General features: G+C 48.3%; 9 protein-coding genes. 1 reads left to right on the top strand and 8 read right to left on the bottom strand.

Going from position 1 to position 16,594, the window contains the following annotated elements; genetic code table 11:
* Nucleotides 1–6 precede the first annotated feature (6 nt).
* The 3 genes from BW952_RS04740 to BW952_RS04730 all read right to left on the bottom strand — a co-directional run bounded on the left by BW952_RS04740 (nucleotide 7) and on the right by BW952_RS04730 (nucleotide 5,416).
* Nucleotides 7–723: a hypothetical protein gene (locus BW952_RS04740; RefSeq protein ID WP_045849352.1), complete on the bottom strand. Its 717-nt coding sequence runs from the start codon at nucleotides 721–723 to the stop codon at nucleotides 7–9.
* Nucleotides 716–4,402 (bottom strand): DEAD/DEAH box helicase, encoded by a 3,687-nt coding sequence (locus BW952_RS04735; protein WP_045849351.1) that lies wholly within the window; start codon nucleotides 4,400–4,402, stop codon nucleotides 716–718. The genes BW952_RS04740 and BW952_RS04735 overlap by 8 nt, the downstream gene beginning before the upstream one ends.
* Before the next feature lie 282 nt (nucleotides 4,403–4,684).
* The gene (locus BW952_RS04730; RefSeq protein ID WP_420809993.1) at nucleotides 4,685–5,416 is read right to left on the bottom strand and encodes an HI0074 family nucleotidyltransferase substrate-binding subunit; all 732 of its coding nucleotides are present in this window, start codon (nucleotides 5,414–5,416) and stop codon (nucleotides 4,685–4,687) included.
* A 189-nt stretch (nucleotides 5,417–5,605) separates the two neighbouring features.
* On the opposite strand from BW952_RS04730, the gene BW952_RS04725 reads away from it, so the two are divergent.
* A complete protein-coding gene (locus tag BW952_RS04725) occupies nucleotides 5,606–7,225 on the top strand; it encodes an S-layer homology domain-containing protein (RefSeq protein ID WP_052698342.1) in 1,620 nt (539 codons plus the stop codon).
* 193 nt (nucleotides 7,226–7,418) lie between these two features.
* Here BW952_RS04725 and BW952_RS04720 read toward each other — a convergent pair whose 3' ends face one another.
* The 5 genes from BW952_RS04720 to BW952_RS04700 form a co-directional block, all read right to left on the bottom strand.
* Entirely contained in the window at nucleotides 7,419–9,485 is a 2,067-nt protein-coding gene (locus BW952_RS04720; protein WP_231581258.1) for a family 10 glycosylhydrolase, read from the bottom strand.
* A gap of 238 nt (nucleotides 9,486–9,723) precedes the next feature.
* Entirely contained in the window at nucleotides 9,724–12,597 is a 2,874-nt protein-coding gene (locus BW952_RS04715) for an S-layer homology domain-containing protein (protein ID WP_045849350.1), read from the bottom strand.
* Between the two features lie 738 nt (nucleotides 12,598–13,335).
* Entirely contained in the window at nucleotides 13,336–14,430 is a 1,095-nt protein-coding gene (locus BW952_RS04710; protein ID WP_045849349.1) for a glycosyltransferase, read from the bottom strand.
* Entirely contained in the window at nucleotides 14,427–15,302 is an 876-nt protein-coding gene (gene galU, locus BW952_RS04705) for a UTP--glucose-1-phosphate uridylyltransferase GalU (protein WP_045849348.1), read from the bottom strand. The genes BW952_RS04710 and galU overlap by 4 nt, the downstream gene beginning before the upstream one ends.
* 15 nt (nucleotides 15,303–15,317) lie before the next feature.
* The gene (locus BW952_RS04700) at nucleotides 15,318–16,589 is read right to left on the bottom strand and encodes a nucleotide sugar dehydrogenase (RefSeq protein ID WP_045849347.1); all 1,272 of its coding nucleotides are present in this window, start codon (nucleotides 16,587–16,589) and stop codon (nucleotides 15,318–15,320) included.
* Between the last annotated feature and the right edge of the window lie 5 nt (nucleotides 16,590–16,594).

Genomic DNA, 16,594 nt, shown 5'->3' with positions numbered 1-16,594 from the left:
GCCGGGTCAATGCGACCCGGCCATTTTTCGCCAGTCCAGCTGTTCGTGCTCTTCGATTTCACCCTCAAGTACACGGTCCCATTCACGCAGCGCGGTATTCCAGACGCGGCAGTAATACACATCCTGTTCCTGGTTGTAAAGCTGGTACTCCTGGCAAAGAACGCGGGCTGTATCTTTTTTCTCGGCAGCGATTATGTCGGATACGACCGTTTGCAGGCCGTCTTCTAACCGGCCTTCCTCCCGTTCCGCCAGCACCTGAAGCATCGTTTCCATATTTGGCGCCCGGTCCTCGGCATAGCGGTACGTGTCTCCTTCCGCCTCACCTGCTTCCGGCCAAAATCGATCATGTGCCGGGCTGTAGATCAGCTCCGTCTGCTCGTCATCGAGTTCTTCTTCAAAAATTCCTTCGTTTAACTGGGTCTGTCCTTTTGGCGTCAGCTTTACGCTTCCCTTTTCCATCCGGATCAGGCCCATTCGCAGCATTTTCTCCATTAAATCTGCGATAAATAACTCTTCTACTAACAGCATTTCTGCCAAATTCGCTGCCCGGCGAATCTCGGTTTCCTGAAAGGTCAGCAGCATCATTTTCATTAAAATGTCCATTTGGGCGCGCTTGACCCGCTTAAAAGACACCGCGTACCGGTGAACGGGCAAGACCCATTCTGCCGAGTGCTTCAGCTCCACGGCTGGGTTCTCGAGCAGCTGCTTGAGCCGTTTATCCATGCAGACTCACCTCCCGCAGTCCATTGTGTGTTTTCACCGTGCGGAGGACATGCTTGTACATGTCCGCCTGCTTTGTCCGCTCGGTAAACATGGTTGTGCTGCCGATCAACACGAGCAGCTCCTTCGCCCGTGACAGCGCGACGTTCAGCCGGCGGTAGTCCTTTGCAAAGCCGATGTCTTCGTTCCGGTTGGCGTGATTGCGCACCATGCTCAGCAAAATGACGTCCATTTCCATTCCTTGAAACCGGTCCACAGTTCCAGTGCGGACGGTTAAATGAGGCAGCCGCAGCTCCTGGCTCAGCAGCCGGTCAATCCGCTTCACCTGCTCGCCGTAAAAGCTGATGACGCCGACACTTTTCACGATGCCGGCTTTTTCGGCTGCCGCATTCAGTTCCGTCAGCATTCCACTCACCTCGCGCAGCTCCGCCGGGTTAAACAGACTTTTGCCGCCCTTCATTTTTTCTTCAAAAAAAGCAGGCTCATTCGGCATATCCACCCAGACTAGATGATCGCCGCGCTTGATGGTGGGCGACTCGAGCTTATGGTCACGGTCGGCATCAGAGTCCGTCAACCCGCATTGCAGGCGGTCTTTTTCCCCTTCGTAAAACGGGCTAATCGTTTCCATAATGTCCTCGTGCATCCGGTATTGAATCGCGAGCATTTGCTTGTGCGTATCGGGCAGCGTGTGAAACAGCCGTTCAAACAGCGATTCCTTCAGCAAATTCTTCAGCTCCGCTTTTCCGTCAAAATCGTCGCTTTCCTTGACGACCTCCTGAAGCGTTTCCTCCAGCGTATCGTTTCCAAACAAAGGCGGCAGCTGGTGATGATCCCCGACTAAAATGACTTTTTTCCCCTTCAGCATCGGCAGCAACAGCTCCGGCGGGGTCGCTTTTGACACTTCATCAATGATGACGACGTCAAACACCGGATACTGCTCGATAAAATCTTTCCGGGCGGAGGCAACACAGGTCGTGCCGATGACGTTCGCATGCTTCACATACAGCTTGCGGATTTCATCAAGGTCGTGATCACTTGCGTCTTTCAGCATCGACAGCCATTTTTCCTGTACAGACTGCAGCAGCGGCCAGCGTTTTTTCTCCTGCTTCAGCGTTTCTCTCTGAAACGAAAGCCGGGCCATTTTTTTCAAAAGCGCTTCGTGCTCCTGCTCGGGGCTTCCGGAAAGAATCTCCTGCAGCACAGCGAGTGCTTCTTCTTGTTCGCGAATATTTTTTTGTACGGTTTCAAGCTCGATATCCAGCTGCGTCCGCTTTTGCTCGGCCGTCCCGATCTGTGCGTGCTGCTTTGCTTTTTCTTCCCGGTTTGTGTCGAGCTGCTGCTTTAATTTCTTTACGTGCTCTGCGTTTCTTTTCCATTCGGCCAGAGATGCTTCTGCTTTCTTCAGCTGCTCCGCGGCATCCGGTACGTATGACACAGCCGCGGCCAGTTCATTGTGCTGCGCCTGCAATGCCTGCAGCTCCGTCTGCGCCTGTTGAATCGACTGCTTCGCCTTTTGGCACGATGTTTCATGAGCGTACTGCTTTTGCCAGAGCTGCTCGGTGACCTCCTGCTTCAGCGACTGAAACGTATCGCGCGCCCGCTCCTTCACCGCATCGGAGGCTTTGACGCGCTTTGCCCGCTGCCAGACGAAATATTTCCGGCTGTACAAGCCGCTGAGATACGACGTGAGCGTACGCGGATCGATATGGCGAATATTTTCACGCAGATCGTTCAAAAAGTGATCAATCTCTTCTGATGTATAGGAAGCGGGGGTGCTGACAGCGCGCTGCTTCAGCTGCACGAGCGGCACCCGGTGCGGCACCAGCAGCTTTTCCACATAGTCAATCGCCTTGCTCAGCTGGTCATTGTAAGTGCGCAGCCTGGCCGACTGGTCCAGCTCCGTGCGCAGGTCGTCTAGTTCATTCATAAAATACACAATCCGTGACGTGCGTTCAATGTTTTGCTCCAGCATGAGCCACTTTAATCCGTCGATCCGCTTGACGCCCGCTGCTTTTTCAGCAATAAGCCCGGTTTGCTGGAGGGCTTCGGACTTCTGTTCGTACGCTTCTGTTTCACGTGCGATCGCGTCTTTCTTCTTATTCATATGCTCCTTTATTTCATCCAGCTTTAACGATTGGTTTAACCGATTGATCGTCTCTTGCAGCTGTTCACCAGTGGCTTCATCGTCCGGCTGTTCCCGGAGAAAAGCTTCGTCCTTTTTTATTTGTGCCGTCAGCGATTCATACGACTGCTCCATTTCCGTAATCTGCTGGTGCAGAAGTGCTCGAGCCTGTTCTGCGGCTTGCTTTTGCTTGTTCAGCTCCTGCAGCATCGGCTCCATTTCCTGCTGCTCGCGTTCGGCTTGTTTTTTCGCCTCTACAGCTTCTTCTGACTGCTTGAGGAGCGGCTCGGTTTCTTCGTACGCTGCTTCATTCGCTGTCCATTCCGCATCCATCGCTTCCTTGCGCTTAGCCCGCGCATCGAATTGCTCGGACACTTCCTCCAGCGTATGATCCTTCCAGTACTGACCGACGTTTTCCTCAATAAACTTTTTGCCTTCTTCTTCAATACTTTCCGTCCGGCCGACGCGGAGAATGCGAATATCCTTATGGGCCAGCAGGCGGCTCAACGCGTTATCCACCGCAAGATTCGACTGCGATGCAACAAGCGTCCGAAGTCCGGCTCGTGCATTTTGCAGGCAAATTTCCGAAATGACCGTCGTTTTTCCCGTTCCCGGCGGCCCTTGAATCACATACAAATCCTCCGCTGCCATCGCACCGGTAACGGCTTTTTGCTGAAATTCGTTCAGCCGGTTGTGAAACGGCAGCTGGACGTTTTTTTTCGGCTCCTGCACCGGCGGCTTGTGTTCAAACAGCAGCTTTTCCAGTGCCGGATTCGCTGCCAGCCCGTCTTCCAGCTGCTTGAACCCTTGCCGGAGCCGCTTTACCTGGCTTAATGCCGCAAAGTTACTGAAGGTGACTTCCTTTTGTGCGGTATCGAACCCTTGCTTCCGCGCACGGTCTGCCATCTGTACACTCAGCTCGACCTCCACCGTGCCGGCCACCCAGTTCGCCTTCAGCACCTTGCCAATTTCCTTGTCGATGCCCTTTAGTTTTACACTTAAATCCTTGAGGGACTTCCATTCTTGTTCCTTTAGCTGACAGCCCGTTAACGTCGCCCGGCTGAAACTGCTATTAAAGGTGATGCCGCCAAAGCGCGCCGTCATATCGGGAATATCCGCGTGGCGCTCCTGGATTTTCAAATAGCCTTCCCAGCTCGCGATCCGTTTTTTCACATAATCCGAGCTTTCCTGCGCCACCGGCATGTCCTGGATAAACTGGAGAAGTCCAGCTGGGACCTGATACAGCTTCTGGTCAATGGTGAGATCAAGCGGCCGCCGCCAGTTGGTGCCCACCGCCGCATGCGCAGCCCTTGCCGTCACATTCACCACAATCAGCTGGGTGCGCTCCACCGCGCAGTGCAGCACAAGCGTCCGTCCATCCGGCAACTGATTTTCGAAAAACAGCGCCACGGACGGGGGAAGACCCGGATACTTTTCCATCCAAACCGAATAAGACGTCTCTAACGAAAAAAAAGAGCGCTCCTCCAACCCGAGCTCTCGCCATTTCCCCTTTGCTTTTTTCGTCAGCGTCAACGGGCTGCGAAATGTTGTTTTGTTCATGTGTTCACCTATCCTCAAGCAAATTGTATCATATTTTCCGGTGTTTTTTACGAGCCGGACACTTCTACAGCTAGTATGTGAATATATCGAAGATCAGAGCCAGTTTTACAAACAAAATAACATTCCTTCTAAAAGAGACGGCTCATTTTCGGCGCAATTATCTCTCGTATGGCGCAATTCGGCTTTTATTGCGCCGTAACTCTGGGAAATGCGCCAACTTCACCGTAATTGCGCCGTATTCCCGATAATTGCGCCAACTTCAAAAATGACTATTTCCAAGGTTCAACTGCCTTCATCAGCTAACCGCTGCCCCAACTCCTTCTGTAAGCTGTCGAAAAGGTGAATGTATCTACTCTTAATGTTTTCATATATGGCAAGCGCAGTTTCGTGATCATACGTATGCGAAGTCCGGTTGCGGTCTTCCAACATATGTATCCATTCTGTTCCCTGTTCAATCAGCTCTTCTTTAAAAGCTGTTTTCACCGTTTGTCTTGGGCTCGTAACGGACTGGTGGCCATTGTATTCCAAATAAGCCTTCATTAATTTCCAGGATAGCTCGTACGTGAACTCAAAACGCTGTATGACACCATCCAGCACGAGGTCATCTGTTGCCGCATCCCTTTTCAAACTCTCGTGGAGCTTTGTCAGTGCTTTTTTAAAATCATCAAATTTATAAATGATTTTATTCATGTTATCGATCACCTTTCCAGAGGAATCGGTCAAAAATATAGTTTTTCCTTCTTCATCAATTTTTTTCTTTAACAAAGCGTTTGAAATCTGATCGTAGTCAATTAAATCCACCGTGTAAATGAACGGAAGTTGATCCATTTCATCTTTTAACGAAAGCAAAAAAGAAGGATCTTTTAATAGAACGGCCAGATCAATATCAGACGTATGTTCAAAATCTCCTCTTGCCCGGGAGCCAAATAAGATCACTTTCCGAACCACTTCTCGATGCTTTTTAAATAAATTGACCAGCCCGTAAAATTCAGCTTCTTTTAATCCGTACAGCACCATGGTTCCTCCCATCTTTTTCTTTTTATTTTTATTTTAACATAAAACAAAGGGCGTCAGTCCGTTCCTATAAAAAGGAAAAACCTATGCCGATGTGCTTCTTTTTAGAAAAACGCTTTCTAACTTTCATATCCGTGACGATAAAAGAGTTGTAGGATTACGATGATAGTCAAGGAGGAGCTTTTACACATGAAAAAATGGACCCCGCCCGCTGCAGCAGTTTTGGCCACAAGTGTTTTATTCTCAGGCGTTACTTTCGCAGGAGCCGCCCCGTCCGAAACCAGCGCTGTACCGTTTAATGTACTCGCTGAACAGCCGGAAGCAAAGGCCTTTGCTCGTATCGACAGCCAGCTCGCAAAAATCGAAGAAAAGCTCGCCTTCTACCAGGCAAAGCTCGCAAAAATCGAGCAGGAAGAGCTAGATGATGATGACGACGATTTGGATGACGAAGATGATTCAGATGATGACAACGACGACTCGGACGACGATGATAATTCAGATGATGACAACGATGACTCGGACGACGATGATAATTCAGATGATGACAATGACGACTCGGATGACGATGATTCTGATGATGTGGACGATGATCAAATTTTCAGAAGCGCAGATTCGGATGATGACGACGATAACGATTCAGATGATGACTCGGACGAAGACGATGATGATTCCGACGATTCAGATGATGACTCGGACGAAGACGATGATGACGACCTCGACGATGATTTAGATGATGAGCCGGGCTACCGGGGCAAGTTCAATGCGCTTCAAAACCGCTTGAACGCTGTTTCCCTTCAGCTCGACAAGCTTGAAGCTAAAGGCGGTGACGCAGCAGCGATTGATTCGCGCCGCGCTCGGCTAACTGCGACAAGCGGCCAGGTCACCGAGGCGCTCGCCGCACTTGGACAAATTGAGCAGGAGGTCCGCCGCGATTTTGAAGACGATGACGTTGAGGAAAAAGCAGCAAAACTGGGCGTGTCCCTTGCGAAGGATTGGACCATCACCTTTAACAAAAAACTTGATGAAGCGGCTTTGTCCACGCTCGACATTGTTGTTCTGAATGCAGCGGGCAATCTCGTTGAAACCGAGTTTGTTTACAATGACGCCACGAAAGCCATTTCCATGCAGCCTTTGCAGCCGTATACACCGGGTGAAACGTATACGCTGTACGTAAGCAAAGGGGTGGCCAGTACAGATGGCGCCCGTCTGCAAAGCGCAGTGAAAATGACCTTTACCGTAACCGCCAGCACAACAGCCGCAGCGGCAGCACCTGCTTTCGGAGATGTGCCGGACCGGTATAAAGATGCGGTAGATCAGCTGGTTGGCCGCGGCATTACGTCCGGTGTGGGCGGCGGCCGCTTCGGCATCGACCAGCAGATCAAGCGCGTGGATGCCGCTGTGATGCTGGCCAAAATGCTGAACTTGCCACTGAACGCGCCGGATGCCGGATTTAAAGACGTGCCGCAACGTGCCCAATCGGCTGTAAATGCACTCGTGAAAGCCGGGGTTGTATCAGGCAAGACAGCTGTCACATTCGGCTCCGATCAAACATTGACACGCGGCGAGCTGGCGATCATTTTGACCCGCGCACTGAAGCTGGAAGGAAGCGGCTCAACCACGTTCACCGATGTGCCGGACCGCTATAAAACGGCTGTTCAAGCACTCGTTTCGAACGGCATTACAAATGGAAAATCAGCTTCAGCCTTTGGTACAGCTGACTCGATCAAGCGCGGCGACTTCGCTATTTTCCTGCACCGTTCAAATAGCGGCTCAGACAGCAGCTCGCTGAAGGTACTCGATATTTATTAAAACAAAAGCCGTCCTCACACCGAGGACGGCTTTACCTTGTCTACTATTTATGGCGCAATTATCTCTCGTATGGCGCAATTCGGCTTTTATTGCGCGGTAATCCCGGGAAATGCGCCGTATTCTCGGGAAATGCGCCAACCACATCGTAATTGCGCCGTAATCCCGATAATTGCGCCAACCTCAAGCTGAAGGGTTACTTCTGAACCCGCAAGCTCGGATCAAGTGCCCGTGCCAGGAACACCGCAAAGTCTGCACGAATGATGCTGTACTGCGCACCAAACTGGCCGTCCGACATCCCGAGTGCAATGCCTCTGGACATTAACGCCTGCTGGGCAGCGGACGCGGAATTGTTGTATTCATAGCCAAACGCCCGGCTGATCATGAGCGCCATTTCGCCGCGTGTAATATGACCGTATGGCTTAAACGAGCCGTCTTTATAGCCGGAGAAAATTCCACGGTCCACCGCTGACTGAATGTAGCCTGAGGCAAACATGCCCGGTCCGACATCCGTAAACACGCTGTCCCGCTTCGTTCCATTCAAATTCAGTGCCCGTCCGAGCATCGCCGCTGCTTCTGCCCGCGTCACCGTCTGTCCCGGAAGGAAAAGACCGTTCGCATCTCCCTGTGTAATGCCCTCTTTTGCTAAAAAGCTGACTTCCTTGTACGCACGGTGCGAGGTCGTCACATCCGCAAACGAGCCATCACCCGCTTCTCTCACGACAAATGCGGTGCTGCTTTCCACACCTGTTGCCGAAAGTGACCGGATGCCGTACGTGTAGCTGCTTCCAGCCGAAGCTGTTTTGTCCGTAAACACGGTTTGGCCTCCAGTATTGTACACGACATCGACAATATTGCGCGGATCTTCATAAGAGCCTTCCGCATTGCCGTTAAACCGGTAAATCACATATTTTCGCGCCTGCGTAACATTTTGATCCGTAATCGAAATCGTTCTGCCCGCCGTTTCTTTTTTCACTTGAACAGCTGTCGGCTTCGCGGGCACAGAGCCATTTTTCCACGGAACCGCCGGCGTCACCGCTTTTGTATTGTACAGCTGCTGTTTGATGATCGACATATAGCCGAGCTTGTTTGCTTGAATGCTTCGGGTAGAAAAATGCATCTGCCCGTCCGCTGTGCCGTTTGCGCGGTTGGAGGAAATCTGATTCGGCAGCTCCATCTTGTCGTTCCACGTCTTATCGACCGTATCCGTCGCGACCTTATAATCCGCCACCCCAAGGTACAAATTGACCGGGTGGGTGTTCGCGTACGTGTTTACTTCCTTGCTCCACCAGTTCAAAAGCGTATTGTAGCGCGCCGCCGCCATGTTTTTGGACCAGTAAACCTGCGGCGTAATGTAATCAATCGTTCCATTTTTAATCCACGTTCTCGTGTCCGCGTACAAATCATCGTAATTGTTCACGCCAGCTGTCGTCGCACTGCCCGTCGGATCAAGCGACTGGTTGCGCCATACACCAAACGGCGAAATCCCGAACTGCACGTGCGGCTTGGTCGCTTTAATGCCATTATACAAATTCTTCACCAGCTGATTCACATTATTCCGGCGCCAGTCGGCAACGTTCTTATAAGAGCCGCCGTACTGCTTGAACGCCGCTTGATCTGGAAACGTTTCATTCGCAATTTTGTACGGATAAAAATAATCATCCATGTGCACCGCATCCACATCATACTTCGCCACTAATTCCTTCACCGAATCTACCAAATAATTTTGTACAGCCGGAAGACCCGGGTTTAAATAATACTGCTTTCCGTACTTCACAACCCAGCCCGGATTTTTCCGCGCTGCATTGTTCGCCGCCAAATCCGGCAAGCTCTGGCTCGGCATCGTCACACGGTACGGATTCATCCACGCGTGAAGCTCCATCCCGCGCTTATGTGCCTCATCAATCATGATCTTCAGCGGATCGTAGCCCGGATTCGTCCCCTGCTTTTTCCCCGTAATGTAAGAAGACCACGGCGCCAAATTGGACTCATACAGCGCATCACTCGTCGGCTTCACCTGAAAAATGACCGCATTAAATCCATTTCCTTTTAAGCCATCTAATGTCTGACGCGCCCATGCCGTGTACTGTGACGCCGTCATGCCCGCCTTCATATCTCCATTGCCAACCGTCACAATCCACGCCGCCCGCATCTCCCGTTTTGGAAGCGGAGCTGCTGCTTCTGATTTCTGCGGAAGCAGCGATATACATAAAATTGCGATCATCATCATTGCCAGTATTGCTTTTACTCTAGTACTCTTCACACCTGCACCCCTGTTAGTTTAATATTTTCCTTCATTTCTCTTTTTCTATTATACAATAAATCACATGGAAATATGAAAGAATTGTAAACCATTTATAGTTTGATATGAAGCTATAGAGTAAATCTAGTTCCAAGTGTTCTTTAAGTCCTTTCTTACTTTCTCATTAAATTAGGTTATTGAACAATTAAAAAAAGGGAAAATCCTATTGGATTTTCCCTTTTAAAGATACATTTATATTTTAGCGTTCTTTAGTTGTAGCTGTTACAGAACCAGCTGTTAATTTGTTATTCAATGTGCTTGCATCCGTAACATTAATTGTTGGATTCAATGTTGTATCAGTTTCCACTGTAATAGTTGCAACTTGCGCAACATTTACAGACTCACCTAATGTAAGCTCTAATACATTATCTCCATCAATGTCAGTAATATTTGTAACAGCAATCTTTTTGCCATTTACTACTACTGCAAAGTCATCACGGTGAGCCGCATCATCTACAGCCAATACGTTCTCAGTGAATGTCAAACGGAGATTATTAGAAGTCGTTGCATCATTACTTGGAACTACATAAGCAGCTGAAGAAAGCTTAGGTTCAATGTTATCATTGATGTCAGTAGCACCGAGTTTGATTACATTCTCATCTCCAGTATTTGCATTAGCATATACTTTTTTACCTGAATCAGTTTTCACTTCACTAGAAATAGTGATTAAAGCTGTTGTATCAATTGAGAATGTATTATCCGGCAATGTGATTTCTACAGTTTGTTTGTCAGTACCCCACCCAATAGATGTACCTGCTGGGAAAGCACTACCATTGAACTTGTAATTCGCTAATTGAATTGCACTTGAGTCCATGATCTGACCATAATCGATTGTGATTACATTATTTGCAATCGACAATTGACGGTCTCCAGCTGGAGTAGCACTATAAACAACTGGCAAACTAACACCGTCAGCTACCGATGTAGTAACTTTTGAAGTCAATGTCCCTGTGTTTTTGTTTCCATATGCATCTTGGATAGCACCTGCTGCAAATTCTACAGTATATTCAGTAGAGCCAAGTGTAGGAAGATCTGCACGAACATACTCAGTTGTCCCTGTTTCACCTTTACCTTGTGATACACCATAAGAATTTGGAACTATGCGTACGCCTTCTTTATCACGAACAGTAATTTTAGTAGCATCCGCAATTGTAACATTCTCATCGAATTTAACGAAAAGATCTGAATTATTTGAATCAGCATACGCTAAACGATTGTCTTCTAACTTAGGAGCAGTTACATCTTTAGTTAGAGTTACAGATCCAGTAAATGCATTACCAATATAACCAGCAGCATCACGGTAATCTTTAATTTCTACTGAAAGGTTCGCTGAATTTTCATTAGTTTTGTATAGCGGGTTTAAAGTATCTGTTCCCGCGGCATTAGTATCTACTGTTACCGTATAAGATTTTTCAGTTGCATTATATGCACCTAGAGAAATATCATTTGTAGAGTTAAAAGTGTATCCACCTTTACTTACTGTGATATTTCCTGCGGTAAAGCCAGCAAGTGGTTCAGATACAAAGATTTTAAATTGATCTTGCTCTTTAGCCTCTAGTTTAGAAATTGATGGTGCTTGAGTGTCATTTGAAACAACGTATTGTGTAGCAGAATACGTTGTAGAGTTGCCTGCTGCATCATTTACGAAATAAACTTCCACTTTATGTGTTCCAACTTTACCAAGGTCTGTTGCTTCTCCACCAGTTAAATCCAACTCGTACTCATAGTTACCAAGGCTATAAGAGCTTGCTTGCGCTAGAGTTACATCAGTAATTTTTACACCATCAACGTAAAATTCAGTAGTGCCAGTGTTTGAAACTGGTTCGTTAAAAATAACTTTTAACTTTGTTCCATTTACTTCAGCGCTTAATAACGAAGCAGCAATTTTATCGTTAAAGACTTGAGCTGATGATTCATATTTAGGAACGTCTTGTAGATCTGAAGTTCTAACTTTATCAACAATTACTTTGAATGAGTTTCCATTGGCTAATGACGCATTCAATGGAACGATTACTGTCTTTTTATCTTCTTGTAATTCAGGTGTTCCTGTAGCAACATCAACGCCAGTAACACCGTTAACATTTACTACATAGTTAGCAGCGTCTTCTGCAGATGTTTCAGATAGTTCTTTGTTGAAAACTACTTGAATTTCATTAGCATTAAGCGCTGTAACACTCTGAACTGCTGCAGGAATTACTGATACCGTAAAGTTTGTTTGTGCACTTTCTTCTCCCACAGTTACTTTTGCAGTGTGTGTACCAGCTGGCAATTCATTGAATGTCGCATTAACTTTTCCATCTACAACAGCTACCTCTTGAGTAGCTGCTACAGTTGAACCACCATTTGCGAAAATTTCAACTTTTGCATTTGCACCAGCTTCAGCATTTGCAACATCTGCAGTTACTGTTGCAGACTGTTGGTTTACCGCTACAGATACATTAGAAACTTTTAGCTCATCGCCAGTTTCTGCACGGTATAAGAATAGTGCGAATTCACCGCGAGTAATTTCTTGTGTTGTACCAAAAGAAGTTGCTGTTTTACCAAAAGTAATCCCAGCATCAACTAGAGCTGCAACTGCATCTTGGTAACGTGGAGCTACATCTGTAAATGGAAGGTCGCTTCCGTCGCCTGTTAAATCATAAGCTTTAGCAACAATCAAAGCCATTTCGCCACGAGTAATGTTCTCAGCGGCACCAAATTCAGTAGCAGATTTACCGTTGACAATACCTTCCGCTTTCAAAGCATCAACGTATACTGCTGCACGCTCAGGCACGTCAGAAAAACCAGATGCTGGACGATCAGAAAGATCAAGATCAAGTGCTTTTGCAATCATCACGGCTGCATCAACACGTTTAATGCTCATAGTTGTACCAAATTGAGTATCAGTATAGCCGTTTGTAACCTGATTTTCTAAAAGGTAATCAACTGCTGTTTGGTAACGCTCAGGTACATCTGTGAAAGTTGCTGCTGCGCCAGTTTCTGCTGCGAATGCAGGAGTTACTGCTGATGCCACTAGAGTAGCTGTTGCTGCTGTTGCAACGAATTTACGGTAAGACTTTGGTTGGTAAGCCATGTAATAAGTTCCTCCTGTTTTGTATAGGTTGTGGTTTTTTTATGAAAACAAACAGCGGGTAGCTGATTGTTCCGTATAACGTGATGTTGAGTTCCTAGCTGCATTTTCCTTTAGATGAAACGTTATGTATTGCAAGGAGAATTTAACAGGTTTGTAACTCAAGTAATATTCTATCAAACAAGGGGTTTTTTTCAACCGTTTTTTAACTTTTTCCATAAATTATTCAAAACGTAATGTTTGTAACACTGACGTAAAAATAGTGGAAATGTTTTCATCGGTTGATGCCGTTTGTTTCATAGCTTATTCATTATATACCATATGCTAGACAAAATTAAAGTTTTTTCCGGAATAAATTTTGTCATATTTGTCGCATAACTGGTTTTACTGCTTGTACAGGCGATTCTGAATCATTACAAATAGATTTCATCCGTCTTGATTCTGTTCATATATCGGCTCCTGCTACTAAACTTTAAGGTTATTTTAACAATTGAGCCTTTCTCCTCATCTATTTGTCTTTGCTTCTTAATCGATCTCCTTCTAATCCACTATTCTTTTTTATATTCTTTGTCGACTATTGAAGAACGCATACAAAATTAGGATGAAAATCAGAGAGAAAAGTCACTGATTTGTTATTTTATGAAAGAGCAGCACTTTTTCTAGTTCTCTCTTATTCAAAGGATGCCGCTTTTCTTGCAACAAAAAACACCCCGGCCGTTTCGAAACGGTCAGGGTGCAGGTTTAGTTTTCGTTAAAAATCGAAATCAGCTTCGGCTGAATCGCGGATTCTTCGTACTCAAGCGCCGTCTGATAAGCGGCTTCAGCAACGGCATCGCGCTCAGCGTCAGACAATTGGTCAAAGGCGATGAGCTGGTTCTTGAGTGCTTCGGCGCTGCCGGGCTCGAACAGCCAGCTGTTTTCGCCTGGCTTCACGTAGTCGAGAATGCCGCCGATGGCACTGGCGATGATCGGTGTGCGGCAGGCCATCGCTTCCAAGCCGACTAAGCCGAGGCTTTCCCCTTTACGGGTGGTCGGGAACACAAAGGCGTCGATCGCGTTGTACACGCTGGCGAGGCCCGACTGCTGCATGAGACCGTAATGAATAAGAACGTCTTCGATGCCGAGTTCGGCTGCGAGCTGCTTGAAGGCGGCTTCGTCCTTGCCGGAGCCGACTGCGATGAATTTCGTCCGGTGCGACGGGTTTTCATCAGTGTACAGCTTGATGGCGCGCAGGTAATGATCCCAGCCCTTGCCGACGTCGAGACGGCCGACGTAGCCGATGTAGCGGTACGACGGGTCAAGCTGGAGCTCTTTACGTGCTGCGGCTTTTTCTTTCGGATGAAAAACAGCCTGATTGACGCCTCCTGACGGGAAAACAGCAATGGGTGTGTCGACGCCGTATTTTTCTTTTACGAGTGATTCGTAATAGTGCGAAGGCGTGATAATGAGCGATGACTGCTCGAGCAGCTGCTTCACATACGGCTGGTATTTTTCCTGAGAAGCCACTTCCGGCACGACGTCACTTCCGTGCACGTTGGTGACGATGCGGACGGTCGGCTTCATTCGCTTCAGCATGAGCAGCGGCAGCGCGTTGTGCGAGGCGTAGTGAACGTAAATCGCATCGTAATGGCCGTACAGCCCTTTTCGAAGCAAATTCGCATAATACGTAGCATAGCCGATTGCTTTCGCCGGCTTGGATGTTTTTTTCTCCAGCACGACGCGATCAACTGAGAAGCCGCCGTTTGTCAGGATGCGCTCGGTGTTCTGGACAAACACGCCATAGCTCGGGAATTGCTTGTTCGGGTACATGTTGGCAGCAAGCAGAATTCGCTTCATTTCCGGTACTCCCGCAGCTTTTCTTCCATATAAGTAAGCAGTCCTTCGCGAAGATCCGGACGCTGAAGGGCAAATTCGATTGTCGTTTCAACAAAGCCCTGCTTTTCGCCCACGTCATACCGGTTGCCATCAATCTCGTAGCCGTAAACGGACTGAATCGTGTTCAGCTTTTCGATCGCGTCGGTCAGCTGAATTTCGCCGCCTGCGCCGATTTCCATTTCACTCAAGTATTGGAAGATTTCCGGCGTGAAAATGTAGCGGCCGATGATCGCCATGTTGGATGGTGCAGTGCCCTGCTTCGGCTTTTCGACAAATTTGCGGACTTTGTAGCGGCGTCCTTCCTGCTCGGACGGGTCAATGATGCCATACCGGTGTGTTTCCGATGGCGGCACTTCCATAACCCCGATCACAGAGGATTCGATCGCTTCGTACTGGTTGATCATTTGCTTTAAGCACGGTGTATCTGCCTGCACGATGTCGTCTCCGAGCAGGACTGCAAACGGCTCGTCGCCGATAAATTTACGCGCGGTCCAAACGGCGTGGCCGAGACCGAGCGGCGCTTTTTGGCGTATGTAATGAATATCGACCTTGCCGGAGTTTTTCACTTCCTGCAAGAGCTCGAATTTCTGCTTTTCTTCTAATGTATGTTCAAGAAGCGGCGCCGAATCAAAATGGTCCTCGATGGCACGCTTGTCCTTACCGGTGACGATGATGATGTCCTCGATGCCCGATGCAATCGCTTCATCGACGATATACTGGATCGTCGGCTTATCGACGATCGGCAGCATTTCTTTCGGCATCGCTTTTGTTGCCGGCAGGAAGCGGGTGCCGAGACCCGCGGCCGGAATGATGGCTTTCCGTACTTTTTTCATATGGCACCCTCCCCTTTAATTTTTCGAATCGCCGAGCACGTAAACGTCAAAGCCCGCTGCTTCCCACTTGGCGCGGTCAATGCAGTTTTTCGTATCGATGACAACCTTATCCTTCATGTTTGAAATCGAGGAAGGATCGAGGTCCTTGAATTTATTATGGCTCGTTAAAATTAAGATCGCGGACGCATCCTGCAGCGCTTCTTCTTGAGACTGCGTTTGTTCGTCGATGTTGTTTTGCTTAATGTGCGGGTCAAAGGCGCTCAAGTTCACCTGACGGCCGCGCAGCGCTTCGATTACGTCCATCGACGGACTTTCGCGCATGTCATCGATATTGCCTTTGAACGCGAGGCCAAACACCGCCACTTTCGGGTCTTTAATGCCTTTTGCGTCTAAAATGCTCGCCGTCATTTGGGCTGTGTACGCCGGCATACCATCGTTTGTCTGGCGGGCGAGGTGAATCATTTTTGCCGTTTCCGGTGCAAGCTCGACTAAAAACCATGGATCAACCGCGATGCAGTGACCGCCGACACCAGGACCTGGCTCGTGCACATTCACACGCGGATGATAGTTCGCAAGCTTAATTGCTTCCCAAATGTTCACGCCGAGCGAGCCGGCAAGCTTGGCAAGCTCATTCGCAAACGCGATGTTAATGTCGCGGTACGTGTTTTCCATGACTTTGACCAGCTCGGCTGTTGTTGCATCGGTTTCATGCATTTGCCCCTGGACGAATGATTGATACAGCTCCGTTGTCTGGCGCGCAGATTCCGGCGTGTAGCCGCCGATGATGCGGTCGTTTGACACAAGCTCTTCAAACACACGGCCCGGGATAACGCGCTCCGGTGAATGGGACACAAATAAATCTGTGCCGATTTCAAGACCCGCTTTTTCAAGCTCCGGCAGCATCACGTCCTGCACGGTGCGCGGCGGTACGGTTGATTCAAGAATGACAAGATTGCCCTTTTCAAGGTATGGCACAACGGATGCCGTTGCCTGGCGAACGTATTCAAGGTTCGCTGTTTTGTCCGGCATAATCGGGGACGGTACCGCGATGATGAAGACGTCTGCTTTTTGCGGTGTGGTTGAAACCGTGAACGCGCCGGAGTCGATCGCTTTGTCGAGACGCTCCTGCAAGCCGTTTTCTTCGATATGCAACTGCTTTTCACTAATCATGCTGACTGCTTTTTCATTGACGTCCACGCCGTGTACAGAATGGCCGTGGTTCGCGAACATAACCGCTGTCGGAAGACCGATGTAGCCAAGACCGACAACACAGATTGATTTTTTCATGACAA

Source organism: Domibacillus enclensis, from assembly GCF_900156125.1.
GTDB lineage: Bacteria > Bacillota > Bacilli > Bacillales > Domibacillaceae > Domibacillus > Domibacillus enclensis.
Note: the sequence above shows the minus strand (reverse complement) of the source record. Positions and strands in the feature narration are given on the sequence as shown.